The 16,417-nt window shown below is 61.0% G+C and carries 14 protein-coding genes; 6 read left to right on the top strand and 8 right to left on the bottom strand.

Annotated features, from left to right (window positions below; genetic code table 11):
* The first annotated feature begins 192 nt into the window (after positions 1-192).
* The 6 genes from BKX96_RS26950 to BKX96_RS26925 are packed head-to-tail and all read left to right on the top strand — an operon-like array spanning position 193 to position 6,146.
* On the top strand, positions 193-1,287 hold the full coding sequence (locus BKX96_RS26950) for an ABC transporter ATP-binding protein (protein WP_046817153.1): 1,095 nt from the start codon (positions 193-195) through the stop codon (positions 1,285-1,287).
* Entirely contained in the window at positions 1,287-2,402 is a 1,116-nt protein-coding gene (locus tag BKX96_RS26945; protein ID WP_077185925.1) for an ABC transporter ATP-binding protein, read from the top strand. The genes BKX96_RS26950 and BKX96_RS26945 overlap by 1 nt, the downstream gene beginning before the upstream one ends.
* Entirely contained in the window at positions 2,399-3,265 is an 867-nt protein-coding gene (locus BKX96_RS26940) for a carbohydrate ABC transporter permease (protein ID WP_008061965.1), read from the top strand. Before BKX96_RS26945 ends, BKX96_RS26940 begins: the two co-directional genes overlap by 4 nt.
* 7 nt (positions 3,266-3,272) lie before the next feature.
* Complete coding sequence (locus tag BKX96_RS26935) at positions 3,273-4,073, top strand: carbohydrate ABC transporter permease (protein WP_008061967.1); 801 nt, start codon at positions 3,273-3,275, stop codon at positions 4,071-4,073.
* 10 nt (positions 4,074-4,083) lie between these two features.
* Complete coding sequence (locus BKX96_RS26930; protein ID WP_008061969.1) at positions 4,084-4,356, top strand: DUF2160 domain-containing protein; 273 nt, start codon at positions 4,084-4,086, stop codon at positions 4,354-4,356.
* Between the two features lie 47 nt (positions 4,357-4,403).
* Positions 4,404-6,146: an ABC transporter substrate-binding protein gene (locus tag BKX96_RS26925; RefSeq protein ID WP_046817156.1), complete on the top strand. Its 1,743-nt coding sequence runs from the start codon at positions 4,404-4,406 to the stop codon at positions 6,144-6,146.
* Positions 6,147-6,367: 221 nt separating this feature from the next.
* Here the strand turns inward: BKX96_RS26925 and nuoN are convergent, their stop codons facing one another.
* Genes nuoN through nuoG form a run of 8 tightly spaced genes read right to left on the bottom strand, consistent with a single transcriptional unit; the run spans position 6,368 to position 16,361 of the window.
* Positions 6,368-7,831 (bottom strand): NADH-quinone oxidoreductase subunit NuoN, encoded by a 1,464-nt coding sequence (gene nuoN, locus BKX96_RS26920; RefSeq protein ID WP_046817157.1) that lies wholly within the window; start codon positions 7,829-7,831, stop codon positions 6,368-6,370.
* A 7-nt stretch (positions 7,832-7,838) separates the two neighbouring features.
* A complete protein-coding gene (gene nuoM / locus BKX96_RS26915) occupies positions 7,839-9,371 on the bottom strand; it encodes an NADH-quinone oxidoreductase subunit M (protein ID WP_046817158.1) in 1,533 nt (510 codons plus the stop codon).
* Positions 9,372-9,410: 39 nt separating this feature from the next.
* Positions 9,411-11,264 (bottom strand): NADH-quinone oxidoreductase subunit L, encoded by a 1,854-nt coding sequence (nuoL, locus tag BKX96_RS26910; RefSeq protein WP_046817159.1) that lies wholly within the window; start codon positions 11,262-11,264, stop codon positions 9,411-9,413.
* A complete protein-coding gene (nuoK, locus tag BKX96_RS26905) occupies positions 11,261-11,569 on the bottom strand; it encodes an NADH-quinone oxidoreductase subunit NuoK (RefSeq protein WP_007946416.1) in 309 nt (102 codons plus the stop codon). Before nuoK ends, nuoL begins: the two co-directional genes overlap by 4 nt.
* A 2-nt stretch (positions 11,570-11,571) precedes the next feature.
* Positions 11,572-12,075 carry an NADH-quinone oxidoreductase subunit J gene (gene nuoJ, locus BKX96_RS26900; RefSeq protein ID WP_046817160.1) on the bottom strand — a complete coding sequence of 168 codons (504 nt, stop codon included), beginning with the start codon at positions 12,073-12,075 and terminating at the stop codon, positions 11,572-11,574.
* 9 nt (positions 12,076-12,084) lie between these two features.
* Positions 12,085-12,630: an NADH-quinone oxidoreductase subunit NuoI gene (nuoI, locus tag BKX96_RS26895; RefSeq protein ID WP_007970449.1), complete on the bottom strand. Its 546-nt coding sequence runs from the start codon at positions 12,628-12,630 to the stop codon at positions 12,085-12,087.
* Positions 12,631-12,642: 12 nt separating this feature from the next.
* Complete coding sequence (gene nuoH, locus BKX96_RS26890; protein ID WP_046817161.1) at positions 12,643-13,650, bottom strand: NADH-quinone oxidoreductase subunit NuoH; 1,008 nt, start codon at positions 13,648-13,650, stop codon at positions 12,643-12,645.
* Entirely contained in the window at positions 13,647-16,361 is a 2,715-nt protein-coding gene (gene nuoG, locus BKX96_RS26885; RefSeq protein ID WP_077185924.1) for an NADH-quinone oxidoreductase subunit NuoG, read from the bottom strand. The genes nuoH and nuoG overlap by 4 nt, the downstream gene beginning before the upstream one ends.
* Positions 16,362-16,417 lie beyond the last annotated feature (56 nt).

Below are 16,417 nucleotides of genomic sequence, written 5' to 3'. Positions count from 1 at the left end.
TCACTATTGTTCATTGTCAATCGGTGAACTGTTCAATTGTTCATTTCCGATTGTTCATTTGTGTTCAGCAACGAACGCACTGTCCCGGTGATTTTCAGAATTTTCGAGCTGAATCAGCCGCTTGTGATTTCTGGCACGAAAGTCGCTCTATCGCTCAGATCGCTTGACTCCAAAAATAAAAAAGGCCGAGCCATGTCATTAACCCTGGAGCATGTCAGCCGTACCGTCGAGGGCCAGACCTGGATCGACGATGCGTGCCTGCGTTTCGAACCCGGATCCTTCAACGTCTTGCTCGGGCGCACGCTGTCCGGCAAGACCAGTCTCATGCGCCTGATGGCCGGGCTGGATAAGCCCGACACCGGCCGCATCCTGATGAATGGCGTCGATGTCACCCAGCGCCCGGTGCGCCTGCGCAATGTGTCGATGGTCTATCAGCAGTTCATCAATTACCCGACCATGACCGTGTTCGAGAACATCGCCTCGCCCTTGCGCCAGGCCGGTGTCTCCAATGAACAGATCCAGAGCAAGGTGCTGGAAACCGCGAAGATGCTGCGCATCGAGAAATTCCTGCAGCGTTATCCCCTGGAACTGTCCGGTGGCCAGCAGCAGCGCACGGCCATGGCCCGGGCGCTGGTCAAGGATGCCGAGCTGATCCTGTTCGATGAGCCGCTGGTCAACCTCGACTACAAATTGCGCGAAGAGCTGCGCCAGGAAATGCGCGAGCTGTTCAAGGCGCGCCACACCATTGCCATCTACGCCACCACCGAGCCCAACGAAGCCCTGGCCCTGGGCGGCACCACCACCATTTTGCATGAGGGCCGGGTGATCCAGAGCGGCCAGTCCTCCGAGGTCTACCACCAGCCGCAGACCGTGCTGGCAGCCGAGTTGTTCTCCGAACCGCCGATCAACCTGATGCCGGGTCGCATTGCCGGCAACGAAGTGAGCTTCGCCAATTTCGTGCACTTCCCGCTCAACGTCGATTTGCGCCCGGTGGGCGAGGGCGAGTTTCGCTTTGGGGTGCGCCCCAGCCATATCTCGCTGGTACCCAGCAACGATGATGACCTGGAGTTGGCAGTGACCGTTGAAGTCGCGGAAATCAGCGGCTCGGAAACCTTCCTGCACGTGCGCAACGAGCATTTCCTGCTGGTGCTGCACTTGCCCGGCGTTCACGAATACGACGTCGATGCGCCGATCCGCATCTACATCCCGACCCATAAACTGTTCGTGTTCGATGCGCAGGGGCGGCTGGTCCAAGCGCCCGGGCGGCGCGTCGCGAGGGTTGCCTGATGGCCGAAATCCGTTTGCAGAACCTCGCCCACAGTTACACCAGCACGCCGACAGGGCCCGAGGATTACGCGATCCGCCAGATGGACCACATCTGGGAGCAGGGTGGCGCCTACGCCTTGCTCGGCCCGTCGGGCTGCGGCAAGTCGACCTTGCTCAATATCATTTCCGGGTTGCTCAGCCCGTCCCAGGGCCATGTGCTGTTCGATGGCAAGGCGGTCAACAACCTGACCCCGGAAAAACGCAACATCGCCCAGGTTTTCCAGTTTCCGGTGGTCTACGACACCATGACGGTGTTCGACAACCTGGCCTTTCCATTGCGTAACCAGGGCATGGCCGAGGCGAAGATTCACACCAAGGTGCAGGAAATTGCCGAAGTACTCGACCTGCAGAAACTGCTGAGCAAAAAAGCCAGCAACCTCACCGCCGACGAAAAACAGAAAGTCTCCATGGGCCGTGGGCTGGTGCGCGATGACGTCTCGGCAATCCTCTTCGACGAGCCGCTGACGGTGATCGACCCGCACCTGAAGTGGAAGCTGCGGCGCAAGCTCAAGCAGATTCACGAGCAATTCAACATCACCATGGTCTACGTCACCCACGATCAACTGGAGGCCTCGACCTTCGCCGACAAGATCGCGGTGATGTACGGCGGGCAGATCGTCCAGTTCGGCACGCCGCGGGAATTGTTCGAACGGCCGACCCATACCTTTGTCGGCTACTTCATCGGCAGTCCGGGCATGAACCTGATCGAGGTGCAGCCGCAACCCGGTGGTGTCGGTTTCGCTTCGACCCATTTACCACTGTCTGAAGCCATGCAGAAACGCATCGCCGAATCGACGTGGAAAACCCTGAAGGTCGGCATTCGTCCAGAGTTCATACACGTCTGGGACGAGCCCTTTGATGAAGCGCTGCGGGCACAAGTCGTACACGTCGAAGACCTCGGCACCTACAAGATCCTGACCCTGAACCTCGACGGCGTGCCGCTGAAAGTGCGCCTGGCCGAAGACAAACCGGTGCCCGAGGGCACGGCGTATATCAGCTTTCCGGCGCAGTGGCTGATGGTCTATGCCGACGACTTTCTCCTGGAAACCCAAGCCGGCATTGAGGTGCAGCCATGAACAAGGTGCAGAACAACAAGGCCTGGTGGCTGGTGCTGCCGGTGTTCCTGCTGGTGGCGTTCAGTGCGGTAATCCCGATGATGACCGTGGTCAATTACTCGGTGCAGGATATTTTCGACCAGTCCAGCCGCTACTTCGTCGGTGCCGACTGGTACAAGCAAGTGCTGCTCGACCCGCGCCTGCACGACTCGCTGCTGCGCCAGTTCATCTACTCGGCTTGCGTGCTGTTGATCGAAATCCCCCTGGGCATCGCCATTGCCCTGACCATGCCGACCAAGGGGCGCTGGTCGTCGGTAGTGCTGATCATCCTGGCGATTCCATTGCTGATCCCGTGGAACGTGGTCGGCACCATCTGGCAGATCTTCGGCCGGGCCGACATCGGCCTGCTGGGGGCCAGTCTCAAGGCCATGGGCGTCAACTACAACTATGCGGCGAACACCATGGACGCCTGGGTCACCGTGCTGGTGATGGACGTCTGGCACTGGACCTCGCTGGTGGCGCTCTTGTGCTTCTCCGGCTTGCGGGCGATACCGGACGTGTACTACCAGGCGGCGCGGATCGATCGTGCATCAGCCTGGGCGGTGTTCCGCCATATCCAGTTGCCCAAGCTCAAGAGCGTGCTGTTGATCGCCGTGATGCTGCGCTTCATGGACAGCTTCATGATCTACACCGAGCCGTTCGTACTGACCGGCGGCGGGCCGGGCAACGCCACCACCTTCCTCAGCCAGACCCTGACGCAGATGGCGATCGGGCAGTTCGACCTGGGGCCGGCCGCGGCGTTCTCGCTGGTGTACTTCCTGATCATCCTGTTGGTGTCCTGGCTGTTCTATACCGCCATGACTCACTCTGACGCCAACCGTTGAGGCCATCATGAGCATGAGAAAGCTTGTTCCACTGCTGATCTACATCCTGTTCCTGCTGGTGCCGATCTACTGGCTGCTGAACATGTCCTTCAAGAGCAACAGCGAAATCCTCGGCGGCCTGACGCTTTTCCCACAGGATTTCACCCTGGCCAACTACAAGGTGATCTTCACCGATCCGAGCTGGTACACCGGCTACATCAACTCGGCGTACTACGTGAGCCTGAACACGATCATCTCCCTGACCGTGGCATTGCCGGCCGCCTATGCGTTCTCGCGCTACCGCTTCCTTGGCGACAAGCACCTGTTCTTCTGGCTGCTGACCAACCGCATGGCACCGCCAGCGGTGTTCCTGTTGCCGTTCTTCCAGCTGTATTCATCGATCGGCCTGTTCGACACCCACATCGCGGTGGCCCTGGCGCACTGCCTGTTCAACGTGCCGCTGGCGGTGTGGATTCTCGAAGGCTTCATGTCTGGCGTGCCCAAGGAAATCGACGAAACCGCCTACATCGATGGCTACAGTTTTCCCAAGTTCTTCGTGAAGATTTTCATCCCGTTGATCGGCTCCGGCATCGGCGTCACGGCGTTTTTCTGTTTCATGTTTTCCTGGGTCGAGCTGCTGCTGGCGCGAACCCTGACTTCGGTGAACGCCAAGCCCATTGCGGCGGTGATGACCCGCACGGTCTCGGCGTCGGGTATCGACTGGGGCGTGCTGGCAGCGGCGGGGGTGTTGACCATCCTGCCCGGCATGCTGGTGATCTGGTTTGTGCGCAACCACGTGGCCAAGGGCTTTGCCCTGGGCCGGGTATGAGGAGCTGATGATGGAATGGATGAGTTGGACCGTCCCCACGGCGGCGTTCTTCAGCGTCATTGCCTTGATCCTGGTGGGCATGACGACCTGGGAGTTACGTTCGCCGAGCATTCTCAGGCGAGGCTTTTTGCCGATTGCCACCACCCGTGGCGATCGGTTGTTCATCGGTCTTCTCGGTAGCGCCTACCTGCATTTGCTGGTCATCGGCGTAACCGACTGGAGCATCTGGGTCGCCTTCGCGATGTCCCTGGTGTGGCTGTTGGCTGTGATGCGTTGGGGCTAGTCGAATTGCTCGGCAATGTTGCTCCGAAACTTAAACAGGAGGTCTCTATGTTCGACAAAAACAATAAGCTGCGACATAGCATTTCATTGGCAGCCCTGCTGGCACTCAGCGGTTTGAGCGCGTCTGCCTGGGCCGATGCCTATGAAGACGCTGCGAAGAAATGGATCGGCAGCGAGTTCAAACCCTCGACCCTGACGGCCGATCAGCAGCTCGAAGAGCTGAAGTGGTTCATCAAGGCGGCGGAGCCGTTTCGCGGCATGAGCATCAAGGTGGTGTCGGAAACCATCGCCACCCACGAATACGAGTCCAAGGTGCTGGCCAAGGCCTTTACCGAAATCACCGGGATCAAGCTGACCCACGACCTGCTGCAGGAAGGCGACGTGGTGGAAAAGCTGCAGACCCAGATGCAATCGGACAAGAACATCTATGACGGCTGGGTCAACGACTCGGACCTGATCGGTACGCACTTCCGGTACGGCAAGACCGAATCGATCACCGACCTGATGGCCAACGAGGGCAAGAACTTCACCTCGCCGACCCTCGATATCAAGGATTTCATCGGCATCTCCTTCACCACCGCGCCGGACGGCAAGATCTATCAATTGCCGGACCAGCAGTTTGCCAACCTGTACTGGTTCCGCGCCGACTGGTTCGAGCGTGCGGACCTCAAGGCCAAGTTCAAGGAAAAGTACGGCTACGAGTTGGGTGTACCGGTGAACTGGTCGGCCTATGAAGACATTGCCAAATTCTTCAGCGAAGACGTCAAGGAAATCGACGGCAAGCGTGTCTACGGGCACATGGACTACGGCAAGAAAGACCCGTCCCTGGGCTGGCGCTTCACCGATGCCTGGTTCTCCATGGCCGGTGGCGGCGACAAGGGCATCCCCAACGGCTTGCCGGTGGACGAGTGGGGCATCCGGGTGGAGGATTGCCATCCGGTAGGTTCCAGCGTCACCCGCGGTGGCGACACCAACGGCCCGGCGGCGGTGTTCGCCACCACCAAATACGTCGACTGGCTGAAGAAGTACGCGCCACCAGAAGCGGCGGGCATGACCTTCTCCGAATCAGGTCCCGTGCCGTCCCAGGGCAACATCGCCCAGCAGATCTTCTGGTACACCGCGTTCACTGCCGACATGACCAAGCCGGGGCTGGCGGTGATGAACGCCGACGGCACGCCGAAATGGCGCATGGCGCCTTCGCCGCGCGGGCCGTACTGGGAAGAGGGCATGAAGCTGGGCTACCAGGACGTGGGCTCCTGGACGTTCATGAAGTCCACGCCTGAGAAACAGAAACTCGCGGCCTGGCTGTACGCGCAGTTCGTGACTTCGAAGACCGTCTCGCTGAAGAAAACCATCGTCGGCCTGACCCCGATCCGCGAGTCGGACATCAACTCGCAAGCCATGACCGACCTGGCACCGAAACTCGGCGGCCTGGTTGAGTTCTATCGCAGCCCGGCCCGCGTGCAATGGACTCCGACGGGGACCAACGTGCCTGATTATCCGCGTCTGGCGCAGTTGTGGTGGAGCCACATCGCCGAAGCGGCGAGCGGCGAGAAAACCCCGCAACAGGCGCTGGATGGCCTGGCCAAGGACCAGGACGCGATCATGACCCGTCTGGAGCGTTCGAAGGCCCAAGCCACCTGCGCCCCGAAAATGAACCCGGAGCGCGATGCGCAATACTGGTTCGATCAACCGGGTGCACCGAAACCGAAATTGGCGAACGAGAAGCCTCAGGGCGAGACCGTGAGTTATGCCGAGCTGCTGAAATCGTGGGAGGCGGCGCGTAAGTAAAGCGCTGAAGTTGTGAAAGGCGAACGGCACCGGAAGGTGCCGTTTTTGTTGGTGCCTGTCCCACCGCTATCGCGAGCAGGCTCGCTCCCACATTAGATCGGCGGTGCTCGTGATTTTTGTGTCCACACAATATCCCCTGTGGGAGCGAGCCTGCTCCCTCGCCACAAAAAACGGCACCCGAAGGTGCCGTTTCTGTTTTCTACCGCATGAAGCTTAAGCGATCAACCCGCCAGGCCCGATTGCTGGACCAGGCTCAACAACGGCTGTGGATACAGCCCAAGGAAGAACGCCAGTACGGCGATGGCCAGCAGCATCACGCCGCCTGCGCGTTGTTCCCAGTGCAGTTGGGCATCGTGGCGACGCAGGTTCGGTTCGATCAGGTACAGGGTGACCATCACGCGCAGGTAGTAGAACACGCCGATGGCGCTGCCCAGTACCAGGGAGCCGACCAGCCACCATTGTTGCGACTGCACGCCGGTGGCGATGATGTAGAACTTGCCGATGAAGCCCGCGGTCAGCGGGATACCGGCCAGGGACAGCATCATCACGGTCAGTACGGCGGTCAGGTACGGACGGCGCCAGAACAGGCCGCGGTATTCGTACAGGGCATCGGCGTCACGACCGTTGTACGGCGAGGACATCAGGGTGATCACGCCGAACGCGCCGAGGCTGGTGATCACGTAGGTGACCAGGTACACGCCGATGGCTTCCACGGCCAGGCCCTTGCTCGCCACCAGGGCGATCAGCAGGTAACCGAAGTGGGCGATGGACGAGTAACCCAGCAGACGCTTGAGGTTGCTCTGGGTCAGGGCCAGCAGGTTACCGAACAGGATCGACGCGATGGCGATGATGGTCAGCACGTTGCTCAGCACGCCGCTGCTTGCAGCAGGGGAGATCTGGAACAGACGCACCATCACCGCGAACACTGCCACTTTCGAAGCGGTGGCGAGGAACGCGGCAACCGGTGCCGGAGCACCTTCGTACACGTCCGGGGTCCACAGGTGGAACGGTACCAGCGACAGCTTGAACGCCAGGCCGATCAGCATCATGCCCAGGCCCAGTTGTGCCAGGGAGCTTGGCATGCCGGTGGCCGCCAGGGCCTGGCCGATGCCGGTGAAACTCAGGGAGCCGGCGTCGGCGTATAGCAGGGCCATGCCGAATAACAGGAACGCGGAACCGGCAGCCGAGAGCACCATGTACTTGATGCCGGCTTCCAGCGAGCGCTTGTTGAAGAAGGCATAGGCCACCAGGCCGTAGACCGGCACCGACAGCAGTTCCAGGCCGACGAACAAGCCGGCCAGGTGCTGCGCGCTGACCAGTACCAGGCCACCGGCGGCGGCCATCAGGATCAGCAGGTACAGTTCTTCACGGTTGCCCGGGTAACCCGAACCGCCATCGCCGAGGTAGGCGTGGGCGAGGGTCACACAGGCGAGGGTGGCGACCAGGATCAGCGCCATGTACAGGCAGGCGAAGGTGTCGATCTGCAGCAGTGGAGTCACCGCCAGAGGCGCGACTTTAAGGGCTGGGAGGATCGACAGCAGTGCCAGGTTCAGACCCGCCACGGACAGCAGGAAGGTCTGGGAGTGGTTGCGGCGCCAGGCAATCGCCAGCATCACCACGATGATCGTGGCGCTGGTGATCAACAACGGCGCTAGCGCGATAAAGTGTTGAGTCGTGAATTCCATAGCGCTCTTACCGGGCCGAAGCGAGTTGAGTGAAGGCGGTGCCGAGCCACTGCTGCACGCCATGCATCGTCGCGGCAGAGGTATCGAGGAACGGTTGCGGGTACACGCCGATGTAGATCAGCAGTGCTGCCAGGCCGACCACCATGATCATTTCGCGACCGTCCATGCCATGCAGTACCGCGTCCGATTTGGCCGGACCGAAGTAGGCACGGTGGATCATGATCAACGAGTACACAGAACCGAATACCAGGCCGGTGGTGGCGATGATGGTGACCCATGGAGCGATCGGGAAGGTGCCGATCAGGATCAGGAACTCGCCGACGAAGTTACCGGTACCCGGCAAGCCCAGGGAAGCGGCTGCGAAGAACAGGCTGAGGGCCGGCAGGTAGGCGATCTTCGACCACAGGCCACCCATTTCACGCATGTCGCGGGTGTGGGTGCGCTCGTACAACTGGCCACTGAGGATAAAGAGTGCCGCCGCCGACAGGCCGTGCGCCAGCATCTGCATGACCGCGCCCTGCAGCGCCAGTTGGCTGCCAGAGTAGATGCCGATCAGTACGAAGCCCATGTGGGAAACGGACGAGAAGGCAATCAGACGCTTGATGTCGGTTTGCGCGAACGCCAGGAACGCACCGTAGAAAATCCCGATCAGACCCAGGGCCATGGCGATCGGCGCGAACTCGGCCGAGGCATTCGGGAACAGCGGCAGGGCGAAACGCAGCAGGCCGTAGGCCGCGGTTTTCAGCAAGATACCGGCGAGGTCGACGGAACCTGCGGTCGGCGCCTGGGCGTGAGCGTCAGGCAACCAGGAGTGGAACGGCACGACTGGCAGCTTGACCGCGAAGGCGATGAAGAAGCCGAGCATCAGGATGTACTCGGTGGTCATCGACATCTTGGTCTTCAACAGGTCGGCGTAGTTGAAGGTAATCACGCCGGTGTCGTTGAAGTTGACCAGGACCAGACCGAGGATCGCCACCAGCATGATCAGGCCGGAAGCCTGAGTGAAGATGAAGAACTTGGTCGCCGCGTAGATCCGGGTTTTCTTGCCGTCCGAAGAACTGTGACCCCAGAGCGCGATGAGGAAGTACATCGGCACCAGCATCATTTCCCAGAAGAAGAAGAACATGAACAGGTCGAGGGCGAGGAACACGCCAACGACACCGCCCAGGATCCACATCAGGTTCAGGTGGAAGAAGCCAACGTGACGCTGGATCTCTTTCCACGAGCAGAGTACCGAGAGCACACCCAGCAGACCGGTCAGCATGATCATCAACAGCGACAGGCCGTCGAGGGCCAGGTGCACGTTGATGCCGAAGCGTTCGATCCAGACGTGCTTGAACTCAAGCGCCCAGGTTGGGTCGGCGCCAGGCTTTGGTGCCAATGAATAATCACCGTTGGCCCACAGCCAGAGGCCTAGAGCGAGCAACAGGGACATGGTGATCAGCGCAATCCAGCGGGGGAGGGTGGCGCCGAAGCGCTCGCCCATCCAGCACAGCAGGCCGCCGATGAAGGGGATCAGGATTAGCCAAGGCAGAATCATGACGGGTTCGTTTCCTTTCGCAAATTCGCAAGGTTCATATCAGACCGCTACCAGCACGACGGCGCCGATGACCAGCACGGCACCAGCAGCCATCGAGGCGGCGTACCAACGCAGTTGACCGGTCTCGGTACGGCTCAGGGCGGTGTGACCGCCTTTGGCCATGCGCGGGATCAGACCGATGGTCTGGTCGAGCGGGTCTTTGCGCAGGATGTGGCTGATCGCCAGGTATGGCTTGACGAACAGTTTGTCGTAGATCCAGTCGAAGCCCCAGGCAGCGAACCACCAGGCCGAGAGGAAACGGCCAATGCCGCTGTTGGCGATGGCGGTGACGAAACGACGCTTGCCGAGGAACAGCAGCGCGGCCAGCAGGATACCGGACAGGGCGATGGCGCCCGAGGCGATCTCCAGGCTGTGCTTGGCTTCGCCGCCGGCATGGCCGACGCTTTCCGGCAGTACACCATGCAGTGGCGGAACGATCATCGCGCCAATGGCGGTGGACAATACGATCAGCACCGACAGTGGCAGCCAGTGGGCAATGCCGTGACCGGCATGGGCTTCGGTCTTCGCTTCACCGTGGAACGTGATGAAGATCAGGCGGAAGGTGTACAGCGAGGTCATGAATGCGCCGACCAGACCTGCGTAAAGCAGACCGTGATTGCCGCTGGCGAAGGCTTCCCAGAGGATTTCGTCCTTGGAGTAGAAGCCCGCGGTCACCAGAGGCAGGGCCGCCAGGGCCGCACCGCCGACGATGAAGCTGGCGTAGGCCAGTGGCAGTTTCTTCCACAGGCCGCCCATCTTGAAGATGTTCTGCTCGTGGTGGCAGGCAACGATCACCGCACCGGAGGCAAGGAACAGCAGGGCCTTGAAGAAGGCGTGGGTCATCAGGTGGAAGATCGCGCCATCCCAGGCACCGACGCCCAGGGCCAGGAACATGTAGCCGATCTGGCTCATGGTCGAGTAGGCGAGGATACGCTTGATGTCGGTCTGAACCAGTGCGGCGAAACCTGCGAGAACCAGGGTCACACCGCCCACCAGGCCCACCAGGTGCAGGATTTCCGGCGCCAGGGTGAACAGGCCATGGGTACGGGCGATCAGGTAGACACCGGCGGTCACCATGGTCGCGGCGTGGATCAGTGCCGAAACCGGGGTAGGACCGGCCATCGCGTCCGCCAGCCAGGTTTGCAGCGGCAGTTGCGCGGATTTACCGACAGCGCCGCCCAGCAGCATCAGGGTGGCCATGACCATCCAGAAATCGCCGGCCTGGAATTTCTGCGGTGCCAGCACCAGCAGTTCCTGGACATTCAGCGTGCCCAGCTGGGCAAACAGGATGAACAGGCCGATGGCCATGAACACGTCGCCGATACGGGTGACGATGAAGGCCTTGAGCGCCGCGTTACCGTTGTTGCGGTTGCTGTAGTAGAAGCCGATCAACAGGTACGAGCACAGGCCCACGCCTTCCCAGCCGAAGTACAGGAACAACAGGTTATCGCCCAGCACCAGGAACAGCATGCTGGCGATGAACAGGTTGGTGTAGGCGAAGAAGCGCGAGTAACCGGCTTCACCGCGCATGTACCAGGACGCGAACAGGTGGATCAGGAAGCCGACGCCGACGACCACGCCGAGCATGGTGACCGACAGGCCGTCCAGATACAGCGCGAAGTTCGGCGTGAAGCCTTCCACCGCCATCCACTGCCACAACACCTGGGTGTAGTGGCCGCCTTCTGGCGGGGCGACGTTGAATTGCCAGATCACGTAGGCGGTGACGATCGCCGACAGACCGATGGAGCCGACGCCAATCAGCGCGGCGAGGTTTTCCGAGATGCGTCCACGGGAGAACGACAGCAGCAGGAAACCTATGAGAGGGAATACGAAAGTCAGATAGAGAAGATTCATCCGCGCATCTCACTGGCAGCGTCGATATCGAGCGTGTGGAAGCGGCGATACAGTTGCAGCAGGATCGCCAGGCCGATACTGGCCTCGGCGGCTGCCAGGCTGATCACCAGGATGAACATGATCTGTCCATCCGGCTGCGCCCAGCGGCTACCGGCAACGATGAACGCCAGGGCGGAGGCATTCATCATGACCTCCAGGCTCATCAGCACGAAGAGAATGTTGCGGCGGACCATCAGGCCGACCAGACCGAGGCAGAACAGGATGCCGGCGACCGCCAGACCATGCTCCATGGGGATAGCAGGCATCGTCATTGCTCCTTGGCTTCGTTGCGGCCCAAGTGGAACGCCGTGACAGCTGCGGCGAGCAGCAGCATCGAGGCGAGTTCGACCACCAGCAGATAAGGACCGAACAGGCTGATGCCCACGGCCTTCGCGTCTACGGTGGTGTGGCCGACGGCCTGGCCGCTCTGGTGGGCGAACAGCACGTACAGCAGTTCAACCAGCAGCAGGGCGCCGAGTGCGACCGGGCCGAGCCAGATACCGGGCTTGAGCCAGACGCGCTCCTGCTGAACCGAGGCCGGGCCAAGGTTCAGCATCATCACCACGAACACGAACAGCACCATGATGGCGCCAGCGTAGGCAATCACTTCCAGGACACCGGCAAACGGTGCGCCGAGGGCGAAGAACGTCATGGCCACGGCGATCAGCGAAATGATCAGGTAGAGCAGGGCGTGCACTGGGTTGGTGTTGGTGATCACGCGAAGCGTGGACACCACCGCGATACCCGATGCGAAATAGAAAGCGAATTCCATCTTTCTTCCTTAAGGCAGCAAGCTCTTCACGTTGATCGGTTCGGCTTCATTCTGCGCGGAGCCTTTTGGCTTACCGGCAATCGCCATACCTGCAACACGATAGAAGTTGTAATCAGGGTTTTTGCCGGGGCCGGAGATCAGCAGATCTTCTTTCTCGTAAACCAGGTCCTGACGTTTGAACTCGGCCATTTCGAAATCCGGCGTGAGCTGGATCGCGGTGGTCGGGCAGGCTTCCTCGCAGAGGCCGCAGAAGATGCAGCGCGAGAAGTTGATGCGGAAGAAGTCCGGGTACCAGCGACCGTCTTCGGTTTCAGCTTTCTGCAGCGAGATGCAACCGACCGGGCACGCTACGGCGCACAGGTTGCAGGCTACACAACGCTCTTCGCCGTCGGGGTCGCGGGTCAGGACGATACGTCCACGGTAGCGCGGCGGCAGGTAGACCGGTTCTTCCGGGTACTGCAGCGTGTCGCGCTTGCGGAAGGCGTGGCCGAAAATCATCACCAGGCTGCGAAGCTGGGTGTAGAAGCCATGCACGATGTCAAATATGTACTTCATGATTCTCTATCCTCACTGAGCCGCGACGGCGGGCGTGTTGAGCAACACGAGCGCAGCGGTCACCAGCATGTTGACGAGGGTCAGCGGCAGGCAGAACTTCCAGCTGAAATCCATCACTTGGTCATACCGTGGGCGCGGAATCGAAGCGCGCAGCAGGATGAAGATCATGATGAAGAACGCGGTTTTCAGTGCGAACCAGATGAACGGGATCTGCGGCAGGATGCCGAACGGACCGTGCCAGCCACCGAAGAACAAGGTCACCAGCAGCGCCGAAATCAACACGATGCCGATGTACTCGCCGACGAAGAACATGCCCCATTTCATGCCGGCATATTCAATGTGGTAACCGTCGGCCAGTTCCTGTTCCGCTTCCGGCTGGTCGAACGGGTGACGGTGAGTCACGGCCACGCCAGCGATGAAGAAGGTCAGGAAACCGAAGATCTGCGGAATGATGAACCAGAGGTTCTGCGCCTGGTAGTCAACGATGTCACGCATGTTGAACGAGCCAACCTGGATCACGATGCCCATCAGCGACAGGCCCATGAACACTTCGTACGACACGGTCTGCGCCGAGGCCCGCAAGCTGCCCAGCAGGGCGAACTTGTTGTTGCTCGACCAGCCGGCGAACAGCACCGCATAGACCGACAGGCCGGCCATGGCGAAGAAGAACAGGATGCCGATGTTCAGGTCCGCCACGCCCCAGGTCGGGGTGATCGGGATGATCGCGAAGGCAATCAGCAGGGCGCTCATGGCGACTACCGGTGCCAGGGTGAAGATCATCTTGTCGGCGAATGGAGGCGTCCAGTCTTCCTTGAAGAACATCTTGATCATGTCGGCAGCGATCTGGAACGCGCCGAACGGGCCAACGCGGTTCGGACCGTAACGGTCCTGCCAGAGGGCGAGCAAACGACGCTCCACCCAGCTGAGCAGGGCGCCGCAGACCACCACGGCAAGCAGGATCACCACGGCCTTGAGGACCGCGAGGATGATGTCGATCACTTCAGGAGTGAACCAGGTCATTGAGCTGCCTCCTGCAGACCGTCAACGGATTTGCCAAAGATGGCTGGCGGAATGCCGGCGATGCCCGCAGGCAATGCCACCAGACCTGCACCCAGCTCTTCGTTGATGCGCAGCGGCAGACGCAGGGTCTGGCCGGCTACGTTCAGGCTGAGCAGGGCGCCGTCGTTGACACCCAGGCGATCGGCTTCGGATTTGGCCAGTGCGACGTAGGCGGCCGGGATGCGTTCCTGGACCGGAGCGGCTTTCGAAGAGTTCTCTTCGCTGCCGAACAGGTGGAAGAACGGCACGACCTGCCAGGTACCGGGAGCCGGGTTGAACGCGCGCGGAACACTGGCGAACCAGTTCAGCGAGTCACCGTTGCTTTCGATCAGGCGCGTGCCCGGGTCGCCAGCACGGATGTGACCACCGACTTCGTCCTGGAACTTGTTCCAGGCTTGCGGCGAGTTCCAGCCCGGAGACCAGGCGAATGGCACTTGCTGACGCGGTTCGGCGGAACCCGAGTAGCCTTCCATGGAGAAGGCGAACGCGGTGTCCTGGTCCTGCGGGGTACGCGGTTCGTGCACGCTGATGTCAGCGCGCATGGCGGTACGACCGGAGTAGCGCAGCGGTTCACGGGCCAGTTTCATGCCCTTGATGCGGAACGCGGCGGACGGTGCGGCATCGACGATGCGGTTCAGTTGCGGTGTGCTCGAAGCGACGGCAGCGGTGACGTGGTCCAGTTGGGTCCAGTCGATCGGCTGGTTCAGCAGGGTCGAGCGCAGGGCATGCAGCCAGCGCCAGCCTTCATGAACCAGGATGCTGGCGTCCATGTACTTCGGATCGAAAACCTGGAAGAAACGCTGGGCGCGGCCTTCCTGGCTGACCAGGGTACCGTCGCCTTCAGCGAAGCTGGCGGCTGGCAGGACCAGGTCCGCACGATCGCTGGTCGCGGTCTTCTGATGGTCGGCGACGATGAGCACTTTGGTCGCGCTCAGGGCAGCATCGACCTTGGCCTTGTCGGTACGGGTGTACAGATCGTTTTCCAGCACGACGATGGCGTCGGCTTTACCGTCGATCACGGCTTGCAGCGCGGCGTCGACCGATTCGCCTCCGAGCATGGCCAGGCCGAGGCTGTTGGCCTCTGGCACGATCAGGCTGATGGAACCGTTCTTCTCGCGCAGCTTCAACGCTTTGGCGATGTTCGCGGCGGCTTCGATCAAGGCTTTGGAGCCCAGGGAAGTACCGGCGATGATCAGTGGACGCTTGGCCGCGAGCAGGGCGTCGGCGATGCGCTTGGCCAGTTCGAGGGCTTCGGCGTCCAGGCCTTCGACGGCAGGCGCGCTGGCGTCGAGGGCGTGAGCCACGGCGAAACCGATGCGGGCCAGGTCGTCTGGAGCGGCATGTACGCATTCTTCGGCGATGTCGTCCAGCTTGGTTTCAGCCAGGCTGGCGATGAACAGAGGGTTCAGCGCGTGCTGGCCGATGTTCTTCACCGCGGCGTCGAGCCAAGGCTGGACGCGCATGGCGTCGGCCATGTCTTCGGCCTTGCCCTTGACCGATTGACGCAGGGACAGGGCCATGCGTGCGGCGGTCTGGGTCAGGTCTTCGCCGAGGACGAAGATGGCGTCGTGGTCTTCGATGTCGCGCATGTTCGGCACAGGCAGCGGGCTGTCTTTGAGCACCTGCAGGACCAGGCGGATGCGGTCCAGCTCGGACGCTTCGATACCGGAGTAGAAGTGCTCGGCGCCGACCAGTTCGCGCAACGCGTGGTTGCTTTCGAGGCTGGCGCGTGGCGAACCGATACCGACGATGTTGCGACCGCGCAGCAGGTCGGCGGCTTTATCCAGCGCTTCGTCCAGGCTCAGCTTGGCGCCATTGGCCAGCAGTGGCTGGCGCGGACGGTCTTCGCGGTTGACGTAGCCGTAGCCGAAACGGCCACGGTCGCACAGGAAGTACTGGTTTACCGAACCGTTGAAACGGTTTTCGATACGACGCAGTTCACCGTAGCGCTCGCCCGGGGAGATGTTGCAACCGCTGGAGCAGCCATGGCAGATGCTCGGCGAGAACTGCATGTCCCATTTACGGTTGTAGCGCTCGGAGTGAGTCTTGTCGGTGAACACACCGGTCGGGCAGACCTCGGTGAGGTTGCCGGAGAACTCGCTTTCCAGGGTGCCGTCTTCAACGCGACCGAAGTACACATTGTCGTGGGCGCCGAATACGCCGAGGTCGGTGCCGCCAGCATAGTCTTTATAGAAGCGCACGCAGCGGTAGCAAGCGATGCAGCGGTTCATCTCGTGGGAAATGAACGGGCCCAGTTGCTGGTTCTGGTGGGTACGCTTGGTGAAGCGGTAACGGCGCTCGTTGTGGCCAGTCATGACCGTCATGTCTTGCAGGTGGCAGTGACCGCCTTCTTCACAGACCGGGCAGTCGTGAGGGTGGTTGGTCATCAGCCATTCGACAACACTGGCGCGGAAGGCCTTGGATTCTTCATCGTCGATGGAGATCCAGGTGTTGTCGGTAGCAGGGGTCATGCAGGACATGACGATGCGACCACGGGTGTCGTTCTCGTCGGTGTACTGCTTGACCGCGCACTGGCGGCAAGCGCCAACGCTGCCAAGGGCAGGGTGCCAGCAGAAATACGGAATATCGAGGCCCAGAGACAGACATGCCTGTAACAGGTTGTCTGCCCCATCGACTTCGAGCGCTTTGCCGTCTACGTGGATAGTGGCCATGGTTCAAAGTTCTTCGTTGGCCCGGTGTCAGCGGGCGTGGCTAATGGAATCTTGTT

The sequence above is a fragment of the Pseudomonas putida genome (genome assembly GCF_001976065.1).
Lineage (GTDB): Bacteria > Pseudomonadota > Gammaproteobacteria > Pseudomonadales > Pseudomonadaceae > Aquipseudomonas > Aquipseudomonas serbica.
This window is presented reverse-complemented; position numbering and strand designations above follow the sequence as displayed.